Below are 21503 nucleotides of genomic sequence, written 5' to 3'. Positions count from 1 at the left end.
CCCCAAATCTGAACTTCTCAAACAAGAATCTCGTTTTCAACAATGGTTCACAGGCTAAACCCTGCAAGTTGGGTTAATTCCTTTTTCGATGTTTTCTTTGTGCTGTTGCAACCTTACCCCTAATTTATTTGTCATTCCAATATAATAGGTTGAGCTATACTTATTCGTAATAATATAAACATAATAGCTATGATAACCCTCTGTAAATTCAATAATATTTTTACAAGTTTATGTCATTATAATGCTTTCTTTCATTCCGATACTTCTTTTGTCAACACTGACTTCGGGGGAATGATACACCATTTTTACTTTACGCTCCAGCTTTATGTGATTCCTCCTTCGTCGGAATGACAAACGGACTTCTTTAACTTTTCTAAACTATCCTAATATCCTTGGTATTCAATTCATACTCCATTTTATCTTTTGCTTTATTACTTCGAAGTCTTGAGATTTCGGAGAGCTAGTCTAACTTAATTGGTCTAGTCAATAATCTTCTTTATTTTTAAAACCTTCTATTTGAGTTTTTAATCTTTCAGTAAGTTTTTCATTTTCTACATTACATTTCAACAAAATTTCTAAAATTGCACTAATCCTTTCTTTTATAACTATGTATAAGTCGAAATTATCATTTTTATATGATTCATAATATTTTTTTAGAATAACATAAGTCTCTATACAATCATCTAGGCAATTTTGTATGTTTTTGTTTTCATTATAAGCATAAGCACATCTTCTTGCAATACGTCCTAATTCGCCTTCCGACACCATGAAATCATTCATTTTAATACCACCTATAAACCATCTATCCAATTTATTTATCTTTTGTAAATAAATTAGCAAATAGCAATATTTCTGCAAAACCGTTCTTGATGAAATTTCTTCGCTTTTAATAAGCATTTCAAGATGTAAAGGCAATGTATTTTTTGCATCAATTCCTTCCTCAAAAACATTCTTTTCAAAAGCACGGTAAGTGTAATCAGAAATCTTTGTTGCAATTTTAATATGAAGAAAAGTGGACTTGTATTTTCCGATTTCTTTAAGATAAATTTGAAAACTCAACTCTTCTAATTTTTTAAAACAGGTATTTAATATATCCAGATTTTTTGACGTTATCGATTTGTTTATGATAATTGAAAATACATCAAAAAATCCAATTACAATTTCCCGCCAATGTTCAGAATCTTTAATTTCTATATCCGAGTAATCATCAAAATTTTTAAAATTAGGCTCTAATTCATTTATAAAACTATATAAATGAATTATTTTTTTATCCTCAGGCATATTTAATAGCACCTGATTTTGTATGATATTTTTAATAGTTTCTATACCCTCAATAATTTCCTCCTCTTTATTATATGTAAATAATCGATTAATGAATCTTTCAAAGAACTTCTCTCTAAATTTCTCATAATGGGATGAAGTTTCTTTTTTTTCAATTAAATCAAAATACATACTTTCTATTGAATTCCAAATACCTCTTAATATTCCAGCATTATTTGGTTGAAGTAAAGAAAAATCAATGACTTTAATGTAAAAAGATATTAATCGTTCAATTATATATTCTTTGCTTTTTTGATTTTTTTCATCAATAATGAGATTAGATAATTTAACTGTTACTTTTCTGATAATTAACTGTGCTTTGACACTTTCAGAAACACTAATCAATGCAATAGCAATATTAGTTACTTTTATCAGATGGTCATTTTCAAAAATTTCTACCGATTTATCTATGTCGCTAATTCCATTATTGTTTATAAAAATTGATTTGCAATCAATTTTGTCAATTTCATCGGAAGCTAATTTTTCAGGTTTCAAAGATGAAAACAGATTAAATGCAACTGGAATAAGAAACAATATGATCGAAACAAAAAGGATTATATTAAGATAAACAATCGAAATTTCATTAGATGATAGATTTTGGGTAGAAATTATTATGCTTGATAAAAATGCTACAATTATTGTTAGTACCGAAAAACTGATATAATATGCGCTTAATGGATTTATCAAAAAGGATTTATGGAAATCAACTCCCGATTTTTGTTTAAAAAATTCATACGCAACAAGAGAAACTGTAATGTAAATCCCCATAAGAGAGACAAGCGAACTAATAATCAAATTAAAAAGTTCGTATGTTTTTGTATAATTTTCAATCCCAAAATAATCAGGAAAAAAAGGAGGAAAACAATAAAACATAAACCCGCTTATAAGAATAGTAAGAAATGGATAAATGATATATTTATAATTTAATGCTCTCATTTTTCTTCAACTATTAATATCTCCTCCTCACTCAATCCATACAACTCATAAACCATTGTATCTATTTCCTTATCGGTTTTATTGATTTCAGATTTTAGGGTTTGGGCTTTGTTTTTATTTTCTTCAAATAAATCCAACCATTCGAATTCGTCTTTTTTGGTAAGTGGCACTTGTCCTGAGGTTTTAATGGCTTTGTTGATTTCTGTTATAAATGCTGCAAAGGTTAATTCGTGCCAGTTTTCTAATTTTTTAGTCAGTTTTTCTATTTTGTATTGACCGGAAAAGTAGGTCGTGAATTTTCTGTTGATTACTTGTAAATCTTTGTTTAAAATCAACATAGAGTCGGATTTTTCTATAAATGGTTTTTGGTTTTCTGGGATTTTAATTGGTATTATTTCCATATATGGTCTTCTGAAATCTAAATATCCGCCTTGCAATGTTGATGCAATAGATTTTAAAAAATAAAACACAATTTTTGAATTAAGAATTGGCATTAAATATTTTTCATCTGTAGATATAAAAAAATTATTATCGGAAAGTGAAAAATTGCCTACAGCATCAAAGAAAAAATTTGATTCATTATTTATTCGGGGATAGATGATTTTAGACTTGAATAAATATTCGGCATTCTTACTACCATATCTACTTAAACACCACCAATTAAATCTACCATCTTTAACCTCTGGTCTGTTTGACAATATATCCTTGTTCGCTAATAAATATTCTTTTATCCCTTGATCAAATTCTAAATCATATTCCCAAGGAATATAAAGAAGGTATAAATTATCAAAATTTAAATTGTATCTTTTAACTTCTTTTCCAGTTACTATTTCACGTATGAATTTTTCATTTCTATCATTTCTTAATTTATCTGCCAATTGTTTGTTGATGATAAAAACTTCATTTTTACCTGTCGAAACACCCCTGAAAATTTTATATTAACAATTTCCTTTAAACAAATTGAACCTGTTTTAATTTTTGTAAGTAAACTATCATTAGTACTGTCTTGGAATTGCCAATTATCATCCTTTAAAGAATTATAAGATGCTTTAGTTGCTTTTTCTTCTAATCTTCCTATTGGGTCATTTGTGTTATCTCTTTTATTAATTTCAGAAAAGATAAAGGTCGATTTACTTCTGTTAATTTCCTTTGAAAAAATATAAATCATCGGATAAGTTGTAGCATCTTTAAAAACTGGATAATCATCAAAATCAAATATTAAATCAATTTGAACTTTGTTTTTTATAACTTTTCTTACTTCATTTCCATAAGTTGCCTTTAGAAATTTATTAGGTAGAATAAAAGAAAATCTTCCTCTTGTATTCATTAGTTGAATCCCTTTTTCTATAAAATAAGTATATAAATCGGCTATGCTATTATAACACTCATAATTCTTTTCAAGATAAGGTTTAATATCCTTAAACAATTCTTGTCTTACATAAGGTGGATTGCCAATAATCACATCAAAACCCCCTTTGTCAAATACTTCCGGGAATTGTTCTTTCCAGTTAAAAGCCTTGTCACCTGCAATGGCTTTGCTGTCAATGAGCGAGTTCCCGCATTTGATGTTGTTGTTCAGGCTGGTAAGTTTTCGTTTAGGTTGGGCGGTGCGGAGCCATAAGGACAGTTTGGCAATCTCGATACTTTCCTCGTTGAGGTCCACGCCATAGATGTTGTGTTCCAGGATTTGGTTTTCTATATCCGGGAAGGTAAAACCACCGCCAAAGAGTTGTTTGTTGAGTTCGTCTATATAGGCGTGTTCCTTAATCAGGAAATCCAAGGCTTGGTTCAAGAAGGCACCCGAGCCACAGGCGGGGTCGCAAATGGTCAATTCCAAGAGCCATTCTCGATAGTCTTTAAGCTGTTGGTCGAGTTTTACAATGGTGGTGGCTTGGCGGTTCTTGCGCCCTTTGGCGTATTCTTCGTCAATAATGCTTAATTCCTGTTTTTTCTCGGTACAGAGTTTGCCAATGGTATTATCGACTATGTATTTGGTGATGTATTTTGGGGTGTAGAAAACCCCGTCTTTCTTGCGTTTGGTTTTTTGTTTGTCAAAATCAGTTCCTTCAATTTCAGCATTCATGCTTTCGATTTCGTTTAGCGAATGTTCAAAAATGTGACCTAAAATATTTACGTCCACCTGACTTTCGAAGTCATAAGTGGTTAGTTTTTTGGTATGGCGGTAGAGTAGGTCATCGTCGATGATAACGGCATCCAAAATGACATCAGGCTGAAACAGTCCGCCATTGTAAGCAAAGATTTCTTCTTTTTTGTCGGTACCTTTTCGTCCTGTGTCGAGATAACCAAAGTATTGTTTGTAGCGGTCGTACAAGGGCACAACCATATCCAACTCTTCCAAGGCTTTCCATTCTTTGAGAATGGTGGAAATGGAGTTGGGGGAGAGTAATCCGCGGTCTTCGGCAAAAAGAATAAACAGAAAACGGTCAATCAGTTTTTGTGATTTTTTGAAAAGGGTAAGCTTGGAGGTTTTTTCGCTTAACTCCATCAGCATAACGTTATTCCGGTTTTGTTTGACCAAATCACGGTACAACTCGCGTTTGAACAAGGAATAATCGGCATAGAAATGTTTGGTAATATTTTCTTCTTCCAGAACAGAAGCTTCTTTTATCGTTAAAGGTTTGTTGGCAAGAATATTGTCTTTGGCCAAACAGAGATAGAACATTTCAAATTCACTATGGGTTAGTGTAAATAAATTGAATTCTTCATAATCCACTGCATTGTTGATGTAAAAGCGCAACTTCTCGAAGTTGGATGTAATTACATAAATACAACCCGTTTGATTGGCTTTGTAATCAAAAGCTTGTTGGCGGATGCTTTCGAGGTCTTTGGTATTAGTGCCTTTAAGTTCGATAACTCCAAGGGCATTGCCGTCTTTTAGGATAGCGCCATCGACTTTTTTAGCGCCTTTGATATTTTTGAGTTCTGTGGTTAAGTTGAACGTTGGTGCAGGATTTAGTGTATAACCCAATATATCAACAAAAAGTTCTCGTAAAAATCCTTCCTGAAATTGTTCTTCTTTACTGTTGCGGATGTTTTCCTGGATGGTTGGATTATGGAAATACTTGCTGTATTTTTTATAAGCTTTTTGAACAGTAGCTGAATCTTGTTGGCTCAAATATTTTTTAAGAACTGAGGGCTGGAATAATGACATTGGTAACACTTTTATTTAGATTACCAAAATAGGTATAATTTCTGAATAAATGGGGTTTGTTGGATTTGAGTTTTTAACAGAATGATTAAAAAAACACCAGCCTTTCGATTGGTGTTTTCATAAGTTTAAATGTTCTCGATACATTTTTTGTTCCATTGCATTGCACAAAATCCCGAAGTGTCGGGACGAACTGACGAACTTGTTTAAGAAACTAACTCGGTTTGATTTCTAAAAACCAATTTTCCATCAAACGCATCTATCAAAACAATGCTGTCTGTAGTTATTTTTCCAGATAGAATTTCTTTGGATAATTCATTGAGCACATCTCTTTGAATCACTCTTTTCACGGGTCTCGCTCCAAATTGCGGATCATATCCTTTCTCGGATAAATAGGCAATGGCTTCCGCAGTGGCATCCATGGTAATCCCTTGCTGTGCCAGCATTTTGGTCACGCTTTTTAGTTGCAAACCTACTATTTGAGCAATATTTTCACTGGTAAGCGGCGTGAACATTACAATTTCATCAATACGGTTTATGAATTCCGGGCGAACCGTTTGTTTCAACAATCCAAGAACTTCTACTTTGGCCAATTCGGTTGCGGCTTCGACGCTTCCTTTTAGGTTCTCGAATTTCTCCTGTATAATTTGGCTTCCCATATTAGAAGTCATGATGATAATGGTATTTTTAAAATCAGCCAAACGCCCTTTGTTATCTGTCAAACGTCCTTCATCCAAGACTTGTAGCAAGATGTTAAACGTATCAGGATGCGCTTTTTCAATCTCATCCAATAAGATTACGGAATACGGTTTTCTACGAACCGCTTCGGTCAATTGTCCGCCTTCGTCATAACCCACATATCCCGGAGGCGCACCCACCAAACGGCTCACGCTGTGGCGTTCTTGGTATTCGCTCATGTCGATACGGGTCATCGCATTTTCATCGTCGAAAAGATATTCAGCTAAGGCTTTGGCTAATTCTGTTTTACCAACTCCCGTGGTTCCAAGGAAAAGAAAGGTTCCAACCGGTTTTTTCATATCCTGCAATCCGGCACGGCTTCTGCGCACGGCATCACTTACCGCTTGAATCGCTTCTTCCTGTCCTACGACCCTGTGATGCAATTCGTCTTCCAGTTTCAGTAGTTTTTCTCGTTCTCCCTGAAGCATTTTCATTACCGGAATTCCAGTCCATTTGGCCACCACTTCAGCAATATCTTCACGAGTAACTTCTTCTTTTATCAACGAAGTTCCTGCTTGATTTTCTTGTAATTCCTTGAGTAAAATGTCTAAACGTTCTTGTGCTTCTTTGATTTTCCCGTAGCGAATTTCGGCTACTTTTCCATAATCGCCTTCACGTTCGGCACGTTCGGCTTCGTATTTGAAGTCTTCAATTTCAGTTTTTACTGCTTGAATATTATCGACTACATCTTTCTCCGATTTCCATTTGGCGTAGATTTCGTTGCGATCTTCTTTTAGGTTCGCCAAATCCATTCCCAAAACTTTGAGTTTACTTTCGTCTTTTTCTCGTTTAATCGCTTCAATTTCAATTTCTAATTGCATGATTTTTCGATCCAAAACATCCAATTCTTCGGGTTTCGAATTGATTTCCATACGCAGTTTTGAAGCTGCTTCATCCATTAAATCGATGGCTTTGTCCGGAAGAAAACGATTGGTGATATAGCGCTGTGATAATTCAACAGCGGCAATAATAGCGTCGTCTTTGATTTGGACTTTATGATGTGTTTCGTATTTTTCTTTGATTCCACGTAAAATCGAAATAGCACTTTCGGTATCCGGTTCTTCGACCATTATTTTTTGGAAACGTCTTTCGAGTGCTTTGTCTTTTTCGAAATATTTTTGATATTCGTCTAAAGTTGTTGCTCCAATGGCGCGCAGTTCGCCACGAGCCAACGCCGGTTTCAGAATATTGGCCGCATCCATAGCGCCTTCACCACCTCCGGCTCCCACCAGTGTATGGATTTCGTCAATGAATAAAACAATATCACCTTCGGCAGAAGTCACTTCTTTTACCACTGATTTAAGCCTTTCTTCAAATTCCCCTTTGTATTTGGCACCGGCAATTAGCGCTCCCATATCAAGCGAATAAACGATTTTATCTTTCAAATTGTCAGGAACATCTCCATCGACAATTCGATGTGCTAAACCTTCGGCAATAGCGGTTTTTCCCACTCCGGGTTCTCCAACCAACATGGGGTTGTTTTTAGTTCTTCGTGTTAGAATTTGCAATACTCTGCGAATTTCCTCGTCACGGCCAATTACTGGATCGAGTTTACCGGTGCGGGCTAATTCGTTCAGATTTTTGGCATATTTATTTAAAGAATTATACGTTTCTTCAGCAGATGCCGAAGTCACTCGTTCTCCTTTACGCAATTCGTCGATAGCGGCTTTTAGTCCTTTTTCGGTAACGCCTTGGTCTTTTAGGATTTGGGAAACTTTACTTTTGGAACCAAATATGGCTAAAATTAAATGCTCCACAGAAACGAATTCATCATTCATTTTTTTTGCGATAATCTCCGCTTCGTTTAGCGTTGTGTTTGCAGTTCTGGACAACATAATTTCGCCACCGGAAACTTTCGGGAAGCTTTGTATCGTGCTGTCCAGTATTTGTTCCAATAAGCTCACATTTACGTTCAGTTTCTTCAATATAAAAGGAGCTACATTTTCATCTACTTCAAAAATAGCCTTGAAAATATGTTCATTTTCTATTTGTTGTTGCCCGTGGCTTTGTGCCAATTGTTGGGAAAGCTGAATGGCTTCCTGGGATTTGATTGTAAATTTATTTATGTTCATGATGGTATATTGTTTTGTTGTTATTTGACTAACTTTGCGAATTATATTCAATATATATTCCAATACAATAATACAGACAAATTGACGGAAATTTCATGATTTTTATCATATTTCAAAGTCAAAATGTCTTAAAATAAGACAATTATGAGTTTTTTTCAAAATATTTTTAATAGTTCAGATGACAAGGATTTAAAAGAAAGCAAAATCAACTGGAATGAACTAACCGATTTAGGGCAACTGAATGAAATTATTTTCGTTTCGAATGAAAAACCGGTAGCAATTTTTAAACACAGTACCCGATGCAGCGTAAGTAGGATGGCACTGAAACAGTTTGAAAATGAGTTTAATAATTCAGATAAAGTTACGCCTTATTTTTTAGATTTAATAGCGTATCGCGATATTTCTAATGCCATTGCTGATCGTTTTGGAGTTACCCATCAATCCCCACAATTGATAGTAATTAAAGAAGGAAAAGCCATTTACAATGTTTCGCATAGCGATATTGATGCGGAAGAATTGATGGGAAAGGTTTAAATTAATCTTTGTCAAAGTTCGAAACTTTGACAAAGGTTTTAATATAGTTTTTTGGGGTAATATTCCAAATAAAAAAAATCCATTCGTTTAAATGAATGGATTTTTTTGTAACAACTATTTTGGTTTTGAATTAATAAGAATCGTTCATTTTCTTTTTTATGGCATCCAAACAAAGGTTATTGATGCTTCCTTCATGCGTATGCTTGGTTTCTTTTGGGGATTTAAAAGTGCCATTTTCCAGTTGTTCTGCAACGGCTTTATAGGCATCTCTAAAAGGCAGACCGGCAACAACCATTTCGTTTAAGGAATCTACCGTAAACAAATAATCGTATTTTTTATCGTCTAAAATGTGTTCTTTTACTTTAATGTCTTTAATAGCAAAAATAGCGATATCCAAACAGGCTTTTAAGTTTTGAATCGCTGGAAACAATCCTTCTTTCAAAAGTTGCAAATCTCTGTGATAACCACTTGGTAGGTTGTTGGTAATTAAAGTGATTTCGTATGGTAACGCTTGAATTTTGTTGCATTTTCCACGAATCAATTCAAAAACATCCGGGTTTTTCTTGTGTGGCATAATGCTCGAACCTGTTGTAAGATGCGAAGGCAAAGTGATAAAATCAAAATTCTGGCTCATATACAAACAAACATCCATCGAGAATTTTGATAGGGTAGCGGCAACGCTACTCATCGCAAAAGCAACTGTTTTCTCTGATTTTCCACGGCTCATTTGTGCCGCAACCGAATTAAATTTTAAAGTTTCAAAACCTAATTCTTGAGTCGTGAATGTTCTGTTGATAGGAAACGAACTTCCGTAACCTGCGGCCGAACCTAATGGATTCTGGTCTACAATTTTTAAAGCTGCATTTAGCATCGTTACATCATCAATTAAACTTTCGGCGTAAGCGGAAAACCACATTCCGAAAGAAGATGGCATCGCAATTTGAAGGTGCGTGTAACCTGGTAACAAAACATTTTGATGTTTTTCTGCTGATTCCATCAGCAAATCAAAAAGGCTTTTTACTTGTTCTTTTAGTTCTTTAAGGACGTCTTTTAGATATAAATTAACGTCTACCAAAACCTGGTCGTTACGGGAACGAGCCGTGTGAATTTTTTTTCCGGCATCGCCTAGTTTTACCGTTAGTAGGTATTCGATTTTGGAATGTACGTCTTCAAAACTGTCTTCGATTTCGAATTTTCCGTTTTCAACAGCTGCAATAATTTCTTCTAATGCCAAAACCAAAGAAACGGTTTCGGAGTCTGTTAAAAGACCGATTTGACCTAGCATTTTTGCATGTGCAATAGAGCCTAAGGCGTCATATTTTGCTAGAACTAAATCCAGTTCTCTGTCGTTTCCAACGGTAAAATGTTCGATTTGCTTATCGGTTGGTATTCCTTTTTCCCAAAGTTTCATAATTATACTTTTTTGGTTGTTCGTGTTGTTGTGTCTTTTTGGTTTTGTTTTTATCGATTTAACTGACAGGGACATACATGACCGTTACTTCGAGTGTTTTTTGCTTGATTCAATCTGTTTAAAAAGATACATTCATTAAGCCAAAAATGTATCGAGAAGCCTTGTTACCAGCAACGTTCTCAATATGATTTTTAAAGTGGAAAGTTTCGTTTAATAAAGAAAACTTGTGGACTTTAAAAATCTACTCGAACTGACGATCGGTAAATTATAATTAATTCCAATATTATTTTTTAGCCCCGATTACTTCACTTAATTTCCATTTTCAGCGGAGTTCAGTGAACTTCGTTTGTAGTGTAAATCCTTTTTTGAGGCGATTTTTCTTCGCCTCAAAAAAGATTGCAACGTATAGCGGGATTAGCTCCTGAAAATAATCAGGATCAATCCAAATTATTTTATTGTTTGAAAAAATCAGTTAGTATTTTGATATACAATTGAATTCCTTCTTCTATTTCGTTTATAAATATAAATTCGTCTGCCGAGTGCGACCGCAGGGTTTCTCCTGGTCCTAATTTCAAGGATTGACAACTCAAAACCGATTGATCCGACAGTGTAGGCGAGCCGTACGTTGTTCTTCCCAGTGCGATTCCGGCTTGCACCAAACCATGAGAAACAGGAATTGATGACGCATTCAAATGCATCGAGCGAGGATTGACTTCGGCAGTCAAATGTTTTCTTACGGTATCTAAAATTTCCTGATTGTTATAGCAATCATTCACCCTGATATCGATAACCAAATGACATTCGGCAGGAACTACATTGTGTTGTTTTCCGGCGTTAATTTGCGTTACAGTCATTTTTACAGGTCCTAAAACGGCAGATATTTTTTCGAATTGATAGCTGTTAAACCATTCGATAACGGGTATCGCATTGTAAATAGGATTGTCTGGATTGTTATGCGCGGCGTGACTTGCAGTACCTTTTACGATGACATCGAGTACCAATAAACCTTTTTCGGCTACGGCCAATTGCATCAAAGTAGGTTCACCAACAATGGCACATTCCAGTTCCGGTAAATGTTTCAGTACGCTGTTTAATCCATTTTTTCCGCTGCTTTCTTCTTCGGCTGAAGCTACCATCACGATATTGTAAGGCAGCTTTTCATTCGGATAAAAATGAACAAAAGTGGCTAAAAGAGAAACCAAACAGCCGCCGGCATCATTGCTTCCCAATCCGAATAATTTGCCGTCTTTTACGATGGCTTCAAAAGGATCGTTGGTATACCCTTGGTTAGGTTTTACGGTATCGTGATGCGAATTGAGTAATAATGTTGGTTTAGTCTTGTCAAAATATTTATTGTAAGCCCAAACATTATTATTTTCTTTCTCGAAAGGAATGTTATTTTGTGTAAACCAATTTTCGATTAAAAGTGCTGTTTTGTCTTCTTCACTTGAAAATGAAGGTGTTTCAATCAGTGCTTTTAATAGCGCAATGGCTTCTTGTGTAAGGATTTCTATACTCTTCATATTTTATTTGCCACAAAGGCGCTATTTTTTTGCCACGAAGCCACAAAGGCACAAATTTTTTAGTTATTTTTAATACAAAGACATGAATTATTTAAGTCTCTTTTGAGATAATTTCTTTGTGGCAATTTTCAATTCGTGTAAATTTGTGAAATTCGTGTTTAACTTTTATAGTTCTATACTCGTGTACAATGCCGTCTTGTCTTGCAACATTCGATGATGACCAATTTTTATTTTTTGAACTCCCTTGGACAAACTATTGAAACAGTTGTCTAATTTAGGAATCATGCCTGAATGTATCGCTTTTTCGGCTTTTAATTTGGAATATAATTCTTGATTTATGGTTGAAATTACTGAAGAATCGTCTTCGGCATCATATAAAACACCAGGCTTTTCAAAGCAATAATTCAAAGTTACATCAAAAACTTCCGATAAAGCAATCGCCAATTCACTGGCAATAGTATCCGCATTCGTATTTAATAATTGTCCTTTTCCATCGTGTGTTATCGCACAAAATACTGGAACTATACCATTTGAAAGTAACGTTTCCAATAATTTTGTATTCACTTTTTTCACATCGCCCACAAAACCATAATTGATTGTAGGGTGGTTTCTTTTTTCTGATTGGATTAAATTCCCATCAGCACCAGAAAAACCCATCGCATTTGTGGAATTTGCTTGTAATTGGGCAACGATGCTTTTGTTGATTTGACCTGCATAAATCATCACAACTACGTCAAGCATAGCAGCATCGGTAATACGTCGTCCGTCAATCATTTGAGGAACTAAACCAATGCTTTCAGCCATTTTGGTAGCTGATTTTCCTCCGCCATGAACGAGTATTTTATATCCTTCAATTTTAGAAAAATCAGATAAAAACTGTGATAATTCCGTTGGGTTATCAATAATATTTCCTCCAATTTTTAGTATCGTTACCGGTTTTTTATTTTCCATTTTTCAATATTTTTTGCAAGACTAATTGCGCTGCATAGGTTCTATTATTGGCTTGTTCGATAACAATTGAATTTTCGCTGTCGATTACTTCATCAGTAACAATTACATTACGTCTTACAGGCAAACAGTGCATAAATTTAGCATTATTTGTCAGTTTCATTTTATCGGCAGTTATAGTCCAATTTGGGTCGGAATTAGTAATTTGACCATAATCGTTATAATTGCTCCAGTTTTTGGCATAAATAAAATCGGCGTTTTCAAAAGCTTTATTCTGGTCGTATTCAATCTTGGAATCTTTTGTGATTTCAGGATTCAATTCATACCCTTCAGGATGCGTAATGACAAAATCTGCATCTTGCAATTGCATCATTTGCACGAAGGAATTGGGAACAGCTTGTGGTAGTGCTCTGGGATGTGGTGCCCAAGTCAAAACTACTTTTGGTCTGTGTTTCGTTTTGTGTTCTGCCATAGTAATCGCATCGGCTAGCGATTGTAATGGATGTCCTGTGGCACTTTCCATATTAACAATTGGCACAGTAGCGTATTTCAAAAACCCGGAAAGTACGATTTCGGCATTGTCTTTTTCTTTGTCTGCAAGTCCGGCAAAAGCTCTGATGGCAATAATATCGCAATATTGAGAAACAACTGCTGCCGCTTCTTTGATGTGTTCCGAAGCACCAGAGTTCATGATAGCTCCGTCTTCAAACTCCAATGTCCAACCTTCGCTGGTAAAATTCATTACCATGACGTTCATTCCTAAATTCAAAGCCGCTTTTTGTGTACTCAAACGGGTTCTTAAACTGGAATTAAAAAACAACATTCCCAAGGTTTTGTTTTTACCCAGTTTTTTGTTTTTAAGTGGTTTTTTCTTAATTTTTAATGCTTGTTTCACCCATTTGTTGAGCGAATCGATGTTTTGTATAGAGATGTAGTTCATTGTAATTATGAATTATGAATTATGAATTATGAATTATGAATTGTCCAAAAATCTAACAATCTAAAAATCCAATATTCGAATTAAATTATTTTAGTAAAAGGTATTTCGTTTTTTAAAGCTTTCAAAATAAAGTTGTCTTCCAAGCCATTGATAATCCAGGTTTCGATATTGGCAGCTTTGGCAATTGCCGAAGCTTCTATTTTAGATTGCATTCCACCAGTTCCGTGCGAGGATTTAGAATCGCCAATCTCTTTTTCCAATAATTTTAAATCGGTTACCAAAGAAATGGTTTCAGGAATTGCATCATTGATGGATGATTTGGTATAAATCCCGTTCGTATTGGTAGCAATGATCAGAATATCCACATTTAATAAAACGGCTGTTAAAGCGGCTAATTTATCATTGTCTCCAAACTGAATCTCATCCGTTGCCACGGTATCATTTTCATTGATGATAGGAATATAATTGTTTTTGACCAACACATTGATTGTGTTTACGATATTTACTTTGGCTTGCTCTTTTTCGAAATCAGAATAGGAAAGCAAACATTGTGAAATCAGTAATCCTAAATCGCTGAAATTTTCATGATAAATCCGCATCAAATGAGGCTGGCCAATTGAAGCCAACGCTTGTTTAACAAAAACATCTTTATCTTGACTTTCCAGTTTTACAAATTGTTTGGCCGCAGCAATGGCACCGGAACTGACAATTACAAATTCATAATCGTCTTTCAGTGCCGCGATTTGCATACCAATATCTTCAATCTTTCCTCTCGAAATATGATTGGTTTCTTTGGTTAATGTATTGCTTCCTAACTTTAATAAAATTCTTTTTTTACCTGATTTGTCCATTTCCGTAAATATACCACTTATTAGTAACTAAATGTTGCAATCCAATTGGTCCACGTTGGTGTAATTTGTCCGTGCTTATTGCCAATTCGCCACCTAAGCCAAATTGTCCTCCATCAGTGAATCGGGTAGAGGCATTTTGATAAACGGCTGCGGTATCTACATTTTCCATGAATTCCTGGGCAATTGCATCATTTTTTGTGATTATGGAAGCCGAATGTCCTCCACAATATTTATTTATTTTATCAATCGCTTCCTGATCCGAATTTGTTGTTCCAATAACAATTTTATAATCTAAAAACTCTTCGTACCAAATTAAATCGGATTCAATCTGAGGAACATTTGTTGCTCTGGAAATTTTTTCATCTCCTAAAACGGTTACGTTTCTTTGTTGTAATTCCTGAACTATAGTTGCAGCAAAAGCTTCCCAATTTTTAAGATTTGTATCAATTAAAACTTTATCTAAAGCATTACAAACGGATATGTTTGAGGTCTTTCCGTTGATTATTATAGCAAGTGCCTGATCTAAATCGGCTTCAGCATTTACATAAACAAAATTATTTCCTCTTCCACTTATAATCACCGGACAAGTGGCGTGTTTTTTTACAAAAGCAATTAGATTTTCACCACCACGAGGAACGATTAAATCTACTTTCTGTGTTGGTTTCTCCAAAAATGCCTGCGTTTCTTCCCGATTGTAATTCAGGTATTCCACCCATGCTGTAGCAATATTATTTTCTTTTAAAGCCTGATGCCACAATTCCACAATTTTCAGGTTGGATTGTAAGGATTCTTTTCCGCCTTTCAATAGAATTTTATTTCCGGATTTGAAAGCGATTCCGCCTGCTTCAACAGTAACATCGGGTCTGGATTCATAAATGATCATTATGGTTCCAAAAGCCGCTGTTTTGTTGATGACTTTCATTCCGTTGTCGTGGTCAAAATTGAATCGTTCGACTCCAACAGGATCTTCCTGGCTTGCCAATTGCTGCATCGATAAAATCATGCCGTCAATTTTGGCATCATCAACCAATAAACGTTTTTCCATGGCCAGATCATCCCCAGAATAATTATTTAAATCCTGTTGATTTACAGTTTTAAGGTTGGCTCTTTCTTCTTCAAGAAGTTCTGCCATTCGGCTTAAAACTGAATTTCGTTTTTCTATTGGTAGCAGCGTATTCATAATTAAGAATGTATTTGCTTCGCCTGTTCGCTAAGGCTTAGTTCTTTCAATGTTTCTTTTAAAGCTATAATAAAGGTATCGATCGCTTCCTTTTTGATTGTCAATGGCGGAAGAATTCTTAATAAATTTTTATTGTTTGCATTTCCTGTAAAAATGTGTTGGTCAATAATCATTTTTTTACGAAGCGTACTTACGTCAAAATTAAATTCTACGCCGAGCATTAATCCTTTTCCTTTTACTTTAATAACTTCGGGAACTTGTTTGATTGCTTCTAAAAAATAGGCATAAACCTCATTTACGTTATCCATTAATTTTTGGCTTTCGATCACATCCAAAACAGCAATTCCAGCAGCGCAGGCCAAGTGGTTTCCGCCAAAAGTAGTTCCTAAAAGACCATAACTGGCTGTGAATTTTGGAGAAATCAAGATTCCGCCAATAGGAAATCCGTTACCCATTCCTTTAGCAAGTGAAATAATATCAGCTTTAATATTATGATGCTGGTGCGCGAAAAATTTTCCGCTTCTTCCGTACCCTGATTGCACTTCGTCTAAAATCAGAACGACATCGTATGCTGCACATATTTTTTCCAATGCCTGGAAAAATTCAGGCGTTCCCTGGTCTAAACCGCCAACGCCTTGAATTCCCTCGATAATAACAGAAGAAACATCTCCTTTTTTTAGTTCGTTTTCTACCAATTGGATGTTATTCAATGGTAAAAAAGTAACGATTTGCTGTGCGTTGATCGGCGCAACAATTTTTTTGTTATCAGTAACGGCAACTGCTGCAGAGGTTCTTCCGTGAAAGGAATTATCAAAAGCAATTACTCTTGTTTTATTGTTGTGAAAAGAGGCTAATTTCAAAGCGTTTTCATTGGCTTCAGCTCCAGAACTGCATAAGAATAGCGTGTACTCTTCCAATCCTGAAAGTTTTCCTAATTTGGCTGCTAGTTCTACTTGCAATGGATTCTGTATCGCATTGGAATAAAAACCAATGTTGTCCAATTGATTCTTTAGTTTGGCAACATAATCCGGTTGTGTGTGTCCAATGGAAATTACTCCATGACCACCATATAAATCTAAATATTCCACTCCTTTTTCATCTGTAATAGTGCAATCTAGTGCTTTTACAGGAGTGATGTTGTATAATGGGTAAACGTCAAATAAGTTCATAATAATCCTCCCCCTAACCCCCTCCGAAGGAGGGGGAATAAAAACTTACAACGGGGGGTGTTGTTTCTATATTTATACTATTTTTCGCATTTCAACTCCCTTCCCTTCGGGGAGGGTTGGGGAGGGGATTAAAATCCGCTTGGTTTCAAATGTAATCCTGTGGTTTCATCCAATCCAAACATTAAATTCATGTTTTGGATGGCTTGTCCTGAGGCTCCTTTTGTTAAATTATCAATTACTGAAGTAATCAATAACCGGTTTCCTTTTTTCATTAAACTAATAATACACTTGTTCGTTTGAACCACTTGTTTCATGTTGATTCCAGTGGTAGTGACAGTTACAAAAGGTTGGTCTTTGTAAAAAGCTTCGTATTTCGCAACTACATCTTCCAGACTTTCTTCGATTGTTGTGTATAATGTTGCAAAAATGCCTCTCGCAAAATCACCTCTGTTTGGTACAAAAATCAATTCGTCTTTATAATTCGATTGTAATTGGTTTACACTTTGGTTTATTTCACCCAAATGTTGGTGTTCAAAAGCTTTATAATGCGACATATTATTCGATCTCCAACTAAAATGCGTCGTTTCCGAAGGCGTAACTCCGGCTCCCGTGCTTCCGGTTGTGGCATTGATATGAACGTCAGTAGTAAGCATTTCGTTTTTAGCCAATGGCAATAATGCCAATTGAATCGCTGTCGCAAAACAACCTGGATTAGCTATAAATTGTGCGTTTTTGATAACTGCTTTGTTCAATTCAGGTAGTCCGTAAACGAAAGTTTTACTATTAAAATCTTTGTCTTTGATCAATCTAAAATCATTTCCTAAATCGATAATTTTGGTATGACTTGCAAATTGATTTTGCTCTAAAAATGATTTCGATTTACCATGACCTAAACACAAGAAAACAACATTCACATTCGGATTCACGGTATCAGTAAAATTCATTTCGATATCGCCCATCAAATCATGATGCGCAACCGATAGTGGTTTTCCAGCATTGGTAGTACTGTACACAAAATCAATCGTTGCATTAGGATGATACATCAATATTCTGATGAGTTCCCCCGCAGTGTAACCCGAACCGCCAATTATTCCAACATTAATCATAATCAAGATGGTTTACAGATGAAAATATGTTTTGGGCATTTCCTAGAATTTTAATAAATCCTTTGGCATCGTCTGATGTCCAAGCGTTGTTCATTTCTCCGTATTGACCAAATCCAGTGTTCATTAAATCATTTTCAGATTCAATTCCATCAAGCGAAAAGTGATATGGTTTCAAAGAAACTGTTACCGTTCCATTTACCGTTTTTTGAGTGTCTTCCAGGAAAGTTTCGATGTTTCTCATCACAGGATCAAGAAATTGACCTTCATGAAATAACATTCCATACCAGTTTCCTAGTTGTTCTTTCCAGTATTGTTGCCATTTTCCAAGCGTATGTTTCTCTAATAAATGGTGTGCTTTGATGATAATTAAAGGAGCAGCGGCTTCAAAACCAACTCTTCCTTTAATTCCGATTATCGTGTCACCAACATGAATATCTCTACCAATTGCATAAGCACTGGCTAATTTTTCAAGAGTAACAATGTTTTTTACCGGAGTGTTCATTTTATTGTTGATTCCAACCAATTCCCCTTTTTTAAAATGCAAAGTCACTTTTTCTTCGCCTTCTTTTTGCAATTGTGAAGGATAAGCTTCGCTTGGAAGTGGAAGGTTTGAAGTCAATGTTTCTTTTCCTCCAACACTAGTTCCCCACAATCCTTTATTGATGGAGTATTGTGCTTTTTCCCAAGAATATTCTACGCCATTCGCTTGTAAATAGGCTACTTCTTCTTGTCTTGATAATTTCAAATCTCTAATAGGTGTGATAATCTCAATTTCGGGAGCAATGGTTTGAAAAATTAGATCAAAACGGATTTGGTCATTTCCTGCACCGGTACTTCCGTGGGCGATTGCGTTTGCACCTACTTTTTTGGCATATTTAATAGCTTCCATAGCTTGAAAAACACGCTCAGCACTCACAGATAGAGGATACGTATTATTTTTTAATACATTTCCATAAATCAAATATTTAATGGCTTTATCATAATATTTATCAACGATAGTAAGATTTGCATGTTGTGCACTTCCTAATTCGTAGGCTCTTTCTTCAATAGCGGATAGTTCAGCTTCATCAAATCCACCTGTGTTAATTAGTACAGTATGTACTTCGTATCCATGTTTGTTTTTTAAATATTTCAAACAATATGAGGTATCTAATCCTCCACTATAAGCTAATACAACTTTTTTCATGATATTTAGTTTTTTCCTCCTCCAGCCCCCTCCGAAGGAGGGGGAGGCATTACGCAAAGGGTGTGTTTTAATTTATATTTCTTTTTTTAAATTGATTCTTTTTCTAGTTTTTTCCGAACTCCCCGCCGCGGTGGGGTTGGGGATTATTTTTTTAAAAATAGGGCTTCTTTAATTGATTTTAATCTATTTAACACTCTGACATTAAACGGATGTTTAGGCGGATCTTTAGGTTTTTCTTTTGGATCATAAAGCATTCCGGTACACAAACACATTTTGTTGTCTTTACTTTTTAGGATTTCGTAATTGGTGCACGTTTGGCATCCTTTCCAAAAACTTGGATCGCTTGTAAGTTCTGAAAAAGGAACAGGTTTGTATCCCAAATCTGAATTGATTTTCATTACAGCCAAACCAGTAGTGATTCCAAATACTTTAGCATCTGGATATTTTTCTAATGAATAATCAAATACTTTTGATTTGATTTTTTTGGCTAATCCTAAATTTCTGTAATCAGGGTGTACAATCAACCCAGAATGTGCGACAAACTTTCCGTGTTGCCAACTTTCGATATAGCAAAAACCAGCAAATTTGCCATTGTCTAATGCAATGACAGCATCTTTGCTTTCCATCTTTTTTTGGATGTATTCAGGAGTTCTTTTAGCAATCCCAGTACCTCTCAATAAGGCAGATGATTCAATAGTATCGCATATTTCCTGCGAATACTTATAATGTTCTTCCTGAGTTACAATGATAGAAATGTTCATTTCAAGAGATTATTTGAGTTAAAAAATGAGTTGGATTCAAGTTTTGAAAAACAAGAGTTATACCAATCAATTAAAATAGATGCAAAAAAAGACATTGACCATGAGCATAGCGTTGTGTAGGCTAATGAACAAGGAAATATAGTTTTTTTAGGATATACTAATCCAATGGATAACTGGGATAATTTCAAAACGGTATAAATGAAAAATGAATAAAAAACAAAAACAAAACACGTTGTGGGTACTATATTATAGCATCCGTACTTCGGGAGAAGCCGTAGGTCTGTTTGTCCGTGAGAAAGAAGTTATATGTAAACTTGTTTTATTCATGGGTGCAAAAATACAATTATTTTGCAAATAGAACACTTATTTTGTTTTTTGTAACAAAATTTTAATATAATGTTTGTTTTATGTAAATAAAAACTCCTTAAAGCAATTGTTTCAAGGAGTTTCTTAATTGAGCGAAACCAGATTTAATTTCTAAATCTATTTCGACTAATAATGTCTTTTAATTTGGCTTTCAAATCTTCTCCAGTGTCATAAACCATTTGTTCGCTGCTAGGAAAAGCTACCGCTCTTTTATCAAAATAAGAGTAATAATTATCGTCAGAAGCACGTCGGTCTCCTTTATAGGTTGCATAAATATTTTCAAATACAAACTCACTTGTTAATGGGAAAGATTGTATTAATTGATTGCTTTTCAAATTTATATAATCAATTTTTGCTGTAATTTGACAGGATTTAAATTGTCTAAATTCATAAATACGGGCGTTTACAGTTCTAAGATTATCAACCATAACCACTTTTCCTTTTTCGTCTAAAACTTCTTTACCGTTGGCATCAATCAGTTTTTTTACACCATCTTTTATGATGCGTTCTTTTACAAATTCTCTTTCTTTGATTTGCTCCGGTGAAATATAAATTTGGCGAAAATTAATCATCATACCATAATCGTAATCAATTCCTCTTTGTTTGTCACTGTGGTAAACAGTCCATTTGTCGTTCAGTCCGTAGGTGCTAAAATCTAGTAAATCATTTTGCAAGCGAACAGGAATAATCATTCGAGTTTCATTTTTGGTGTAAACCGAAACATAATCAGAACCTTTAAATTTAGCTTCATCTATGAGTTGCAAAACATTTTTGTAATTTGGATTTATTTGATTCAAATAATCCAAATCATCATAAGCCTTGCGGAAATTCATTTTATCTGAAGTTGCCATTAATTTTTTTGAATTGGCATACAAATAAGCAGATAATGCATTTTTGCTGTCAATAATTTGGTCGTTATAATTGTCAAATGGGAAAATTGCATTTCGACCTTCTTTAATTAATTTTAAAGGAAGCAATGGTTTGATTTTTTCCTGACGTTCATTCAATTGTATATACGTGGTGTACATTTTTTCCAATTGTGCAGGATTGGCATCTTTTGCTAACAAGTTTATCGTATTCAAATCGCGTTCTTTGGCTTTGGCGAAAGCCTCTTCGAGTAAATAAACATAATCCTGCTTGCCTTTTTTATCTTTATTAGTTCGCAAATTCGAAACTGCATTTTCGATTGCCTGATCGTAATTTCCTGAGCTTAATAGATTTTGAGTTTGCTTTACACCACAGGAGGAAACAAGCACGAACAAGGATAATAAAAGAGTAATCTTTTTCATAAGC

17 protein-coding genes are annotated in these 21503 nt (G+C 34.8%); 1 reads left to right on the top strand and 16 read right to left on the bottom strand.

The annotated features are described in order from the left end of the window. Window positions 1-54 precede the first annotated feature (54 nt). The 5 genes from FNW38_RS12970 to clpB all read right to left on the bottom strand — a co-directional run bounded on the left by FNW38_RS12970 (window position 55) and on the right by clpB (window position 8235). Entirely contained in the window at window positions 55-174 is a 120-nt protein-coding gene (locus FNW38_RS12970) for a GIY-YIG nuclease family protein (RefSeq protein WP_317130167.1), read from the bottom strand. A 309-nt stretch (window positions 175-483) separates the two neighbouring features. Continuing rightward, window positions 484-1815 (bottom strand): hypothetical protein, encoded by a 1332-nt coding sequence (locus tag FNW38_RS12965; protein WP_144064885.1) that lies wholly within the window; start codon window positions 1813-1815, stop codon window positions 484-486. A gap of 437 nt (window positions 1816-2252) precedes the next feature. After that, window positions 2253-3134 (bottom strand): TaqI-like C-terminal specificity domain-containing protein, encoded by an 882-nt coding sequence (locus FNW38_RS12960; protein WP_185963143.1) that lies wholly within the window; start codon window positions 3132-3134, stop codon window positions 2253-2255. After that, window positions 3119-5428: an Eco57I restriction-modification methylase domain-containing protein gene (locus tag FNW38_RS12955; RefSeq protein ID WP_144064883.1), complete on the bottom strand. Its 2310-nt coding sequence runs from the start codon at window positions 5426-5428 to the stop codon at window positions 3119-3121. The genes FNW38_RS12960 and FNW38_RS12955 overlap by 16 nt, the downstream gene beginning before the upstream one ends. 203 nt (window positions 5429-5631) lie before the next feature. Next, window positions 5632-8235 (bottom strand): ATP-dependent chaperone ClpB, encoded by a 2604-nt coding sequence (clpB, locus tag FNW38_RS12950; RefSeq protein WP_143388246.1) that lies wholly within the window; start codon window positions 8233-8235, stop codon window positions 5632-5634. A 144-nt stretch (window positions 8236-8379) separates the two neighbouring features. Between clpB and ytxJ the strand changes: the two genes are divergently transcribed. Next, the gene (gene ytxJ, locus FNW38_RS12945) at window positions 8380-8769 is read left to right on the top strand and encodes a bacillithiol system redox-active protein YtxJ (RefSeq protein WP_143388245.1); all 390 of its coding nucleotides are present in this window, start codon (window positions 8380-8382) and stop codon (window positions 8767-8769) included. A 130-nt stretch (window positions 8770-8899) separates the two neighbouring features. On the opposite strand, the gene argH is transcribed toward ytxJ, so the two are convergent. The 11 genes from argH to FNW38_RS12890 all read right to left on the bottom strand — a co-directional run bounded on the left by argH (window position 8900) and on the right by FNW38_RS12890 (window position 21499). Further along, window positions 8900-10180 (bottom strand): argininosuccinate lyase, encoded by a 1281-nt coding sequence (gene argH / locus FNW38_RS12940; protein WP_143388244.1) that lies wholly within the window; start codon window positions 10178-10180, stop codon window positions 8900-8902. A 452-nt stretch (window positions 10181-10632) separates the two neighbouring features. Further along, window positions 10633-11703, bottom strand: a complete 1071-nt coding sequence (locus FNW38_RS12935; protein ID WP_143388243.1) for a M20 family metallo-hydrolase — start codon at window positions 11701-11703, stop codon at window positions 10633-10635. Between the two features lie 165 nt (window positions 11704-11868). Beyond that, window positions 11869-12654, bottom strand: a complete 786-nt coding sequence (argB, locus tag FNW38_RS12930) for an acetylglutamate kinase (RefSeq protein ID WP_143388242.1) — start codon at window positions 12652-12654, stop codon at window positions 11869-11871. Then, on the bottom strand, window positions 12644-13591 hold the full coding sequence (locus tag FNW38_RS12925; RefSeq protein ID WP_143388241.1) for an N-acetylornithine carbamoyltransferase: 948 nt from the start codon (window positions 13589-13591) through the stop codon (window positions 12644-12646). The genes argB and FNW38_RS12925 overlap by 11 nt, the downstream gene beginning before the upstream one ends. Before the next feature lie 80 nt (window positions 13592-13671). After that, window positions 13672-14442 (bottom strand): glutamate 5-kinase, encoded by a 771-nt coding sequence (gene proB, locus FNW38_RS12920; protein ID WP_143388240.1) that lies wholly within the window; start codon window positions 14440-14442, stop codon window positions 13672-13674. Continuing rightward, entirely contained in the window at window positions 14426-15622 is a 1197-nt protein-coding gene (locus tag FNW38_RS12915) for a glutamate-5-semialdehyde dehydrogenase (protein WP_144064882.1), read from the bottom strand. The genes proB and FNW38_RS12915 overlap by 17 nt, the downstream gene beginning before the upstream one ends. 2 nt (window positions 15623-15624) lie before the next feature. After that, complete coding sequence (locus FNW38_RS12910; RefSeq protein ID WP_144064881.1) at window positions 15625-16791, bottom strand: aspartate aminotransferase family protein; 1167 nt, start codon at window positions 16789-16791, stop codon at window positions 15625-15627. A gap of 128 nt (window positions 16792-16919) precedes the next feature. Next, window positions 16920-17897, bottom strand: coding sequence for an N-acetyl-gamma-glutamyl-phosphate reductase (argC, locus tag FNW38_RS12905; protein ID WP_144064880.1), 978 nt, complete (start codon window positions 17895-17897; stop codon window positions 16920-16922). Continuing rightward, on the bottom strand, window positions 17890-19083 hold the full coding sequence (locus FNW38_RS12900) for an argininosuccinate synthase (RefSeq protein ID WP_143388236.1): 1194 nt from the start codon (window positions 19081-19083) through the stop codon (window positions 17890-17892). Before FNW38_RS12900 ends, argC begins: the two co-directional genes overlap by 8 nt. 143 nt (window positions 19084-19226) lie before the next feature. After that, on the bottom strand, window positions 19227-19844 hold the full coding sequence (locus FNW38_RS12895; protein WP_143388235.1) for a GNAT family N-acetyltransferase: 618 nt from the start codon (window positions 19842-19844) through the stop codon (window positions 19227-19229). 470 nt (window positions 19845-20314) lie between these two features. After that, window positions 20315-21499: a hypothetical protein gene (locus FNW38_RS12890; protein ID WP_144064879.1), complete on the bottom strand. Its 1185-nt coding sequence runs from the start codon at window positions 21497-21499 to the stop codon at window positions 20315-20317. Window positions 21500-21503: the final 4 nt, after the last annotated feature.

Source organism: Flavobacterium gawalongense, assembly GCF_007097265.1.
GTDB classification, from domain to species: Bacteria; Bacteroidota; Bacteroidia; order Flavobacteriales; family Flavobacteriaceae; genus Flavobacterium; species Flavobacterium gawalongense.
Note: the sequence above shows the minus strand (reverse complement) of the source record. Positions and strands in the feature narration are given on the sequence as shown.

Coding starts and splice junctions, on each gene's coding strand:
- FNW38_RS12955 (WP_144064883.1), bottom strand. CDS start 5,428: ATGTCATTATTCCAGCCCTCAGTTCTTAAAAAATATTTGAGCCAACAA.
- clpB (WP_143388246.1), bottom strand. CDS start 8,235: ATGAACATAAATAAATTTACAATCAAATCCCAGGAAGCCATTCAGCTT.
- ytxJ (WP_143388245.1), top strand. CDS start 8,380: ATGAGTTTTTTTCAAAATATTTTTAATAGTTCAGATGACAAGGATTTA.
- argH (WP_143388244.1), bottom strand. CDS start 10,180: ATGAAACTTTGGGAAAAAGGAATACCAACCGATAAGCAAATCGAACAT.
- FNW38_RS12935 (WP_143388243.1), bottom strand. CDS start 11,703: ATGAAGAGTATAGAAATCCTTACACAAGAAGCCATTGCGCTATTAAAA.
- argB (WP_143388242.1), bottom strand. CDS start 12,654: ATGGAAAATAAAAAACCGGTAACGATACTAAAAATTGGAGGAAATATT.
- FNW38_RS12925 (WP_143388241.1), bottom strand. CDS start 13,591: ATGAACTACATCTCTATACAAAACATCGATTCGCTCAACAAATGGGTG.
- proB (WP_143388240.1), bottom strand. CDS start 14,442: ATGGACAAATCAGGTAAAAAAAGAATTTTATTAAAGTTAGGAAGCAAT.
- FNW38_RS12915 (WP_144064882.1), bottom strand. CDS start 15,622: ATGAATACGCTGCTACCAATAGAAAAACGAAATTCAGTTTTAAGCCGA.
- FNW38_RS12910 (WP_144064881.1), bottom strand. CDS start 16,791: ATGAACTTATTTGACGTTTACCCATTATACAACATCACTCCTGTAAAA.
- argC (WP_144064880.1), bottom strand. CDS start 17,897: ATGATTAATGTTGGAATAATTGGCGGTTCGGGTTACACTGCGGGGGAA.
- FNW38_RS12900 (WP_143388236.1), bottom strand. CDS start 19,083: ATGAAAAAAGTTGTATTAGCTTATAGTGGAGGATTAGATACCTCATAT.
- FNW38_RS12895 (WP_143388235.1), bottom strand. CDS start 19,844: ATGAACATTTCTATCATTGTAACTCAGGAAGAACATTATAAGTATTCG.
- FNW38_RS12890 (WP_144064879.1), bottom strand. CDS start 21,499: ATGAAAAAGATTACTCTTTTATTATCCTTGTTCGTGCTTGTTTCCTCC.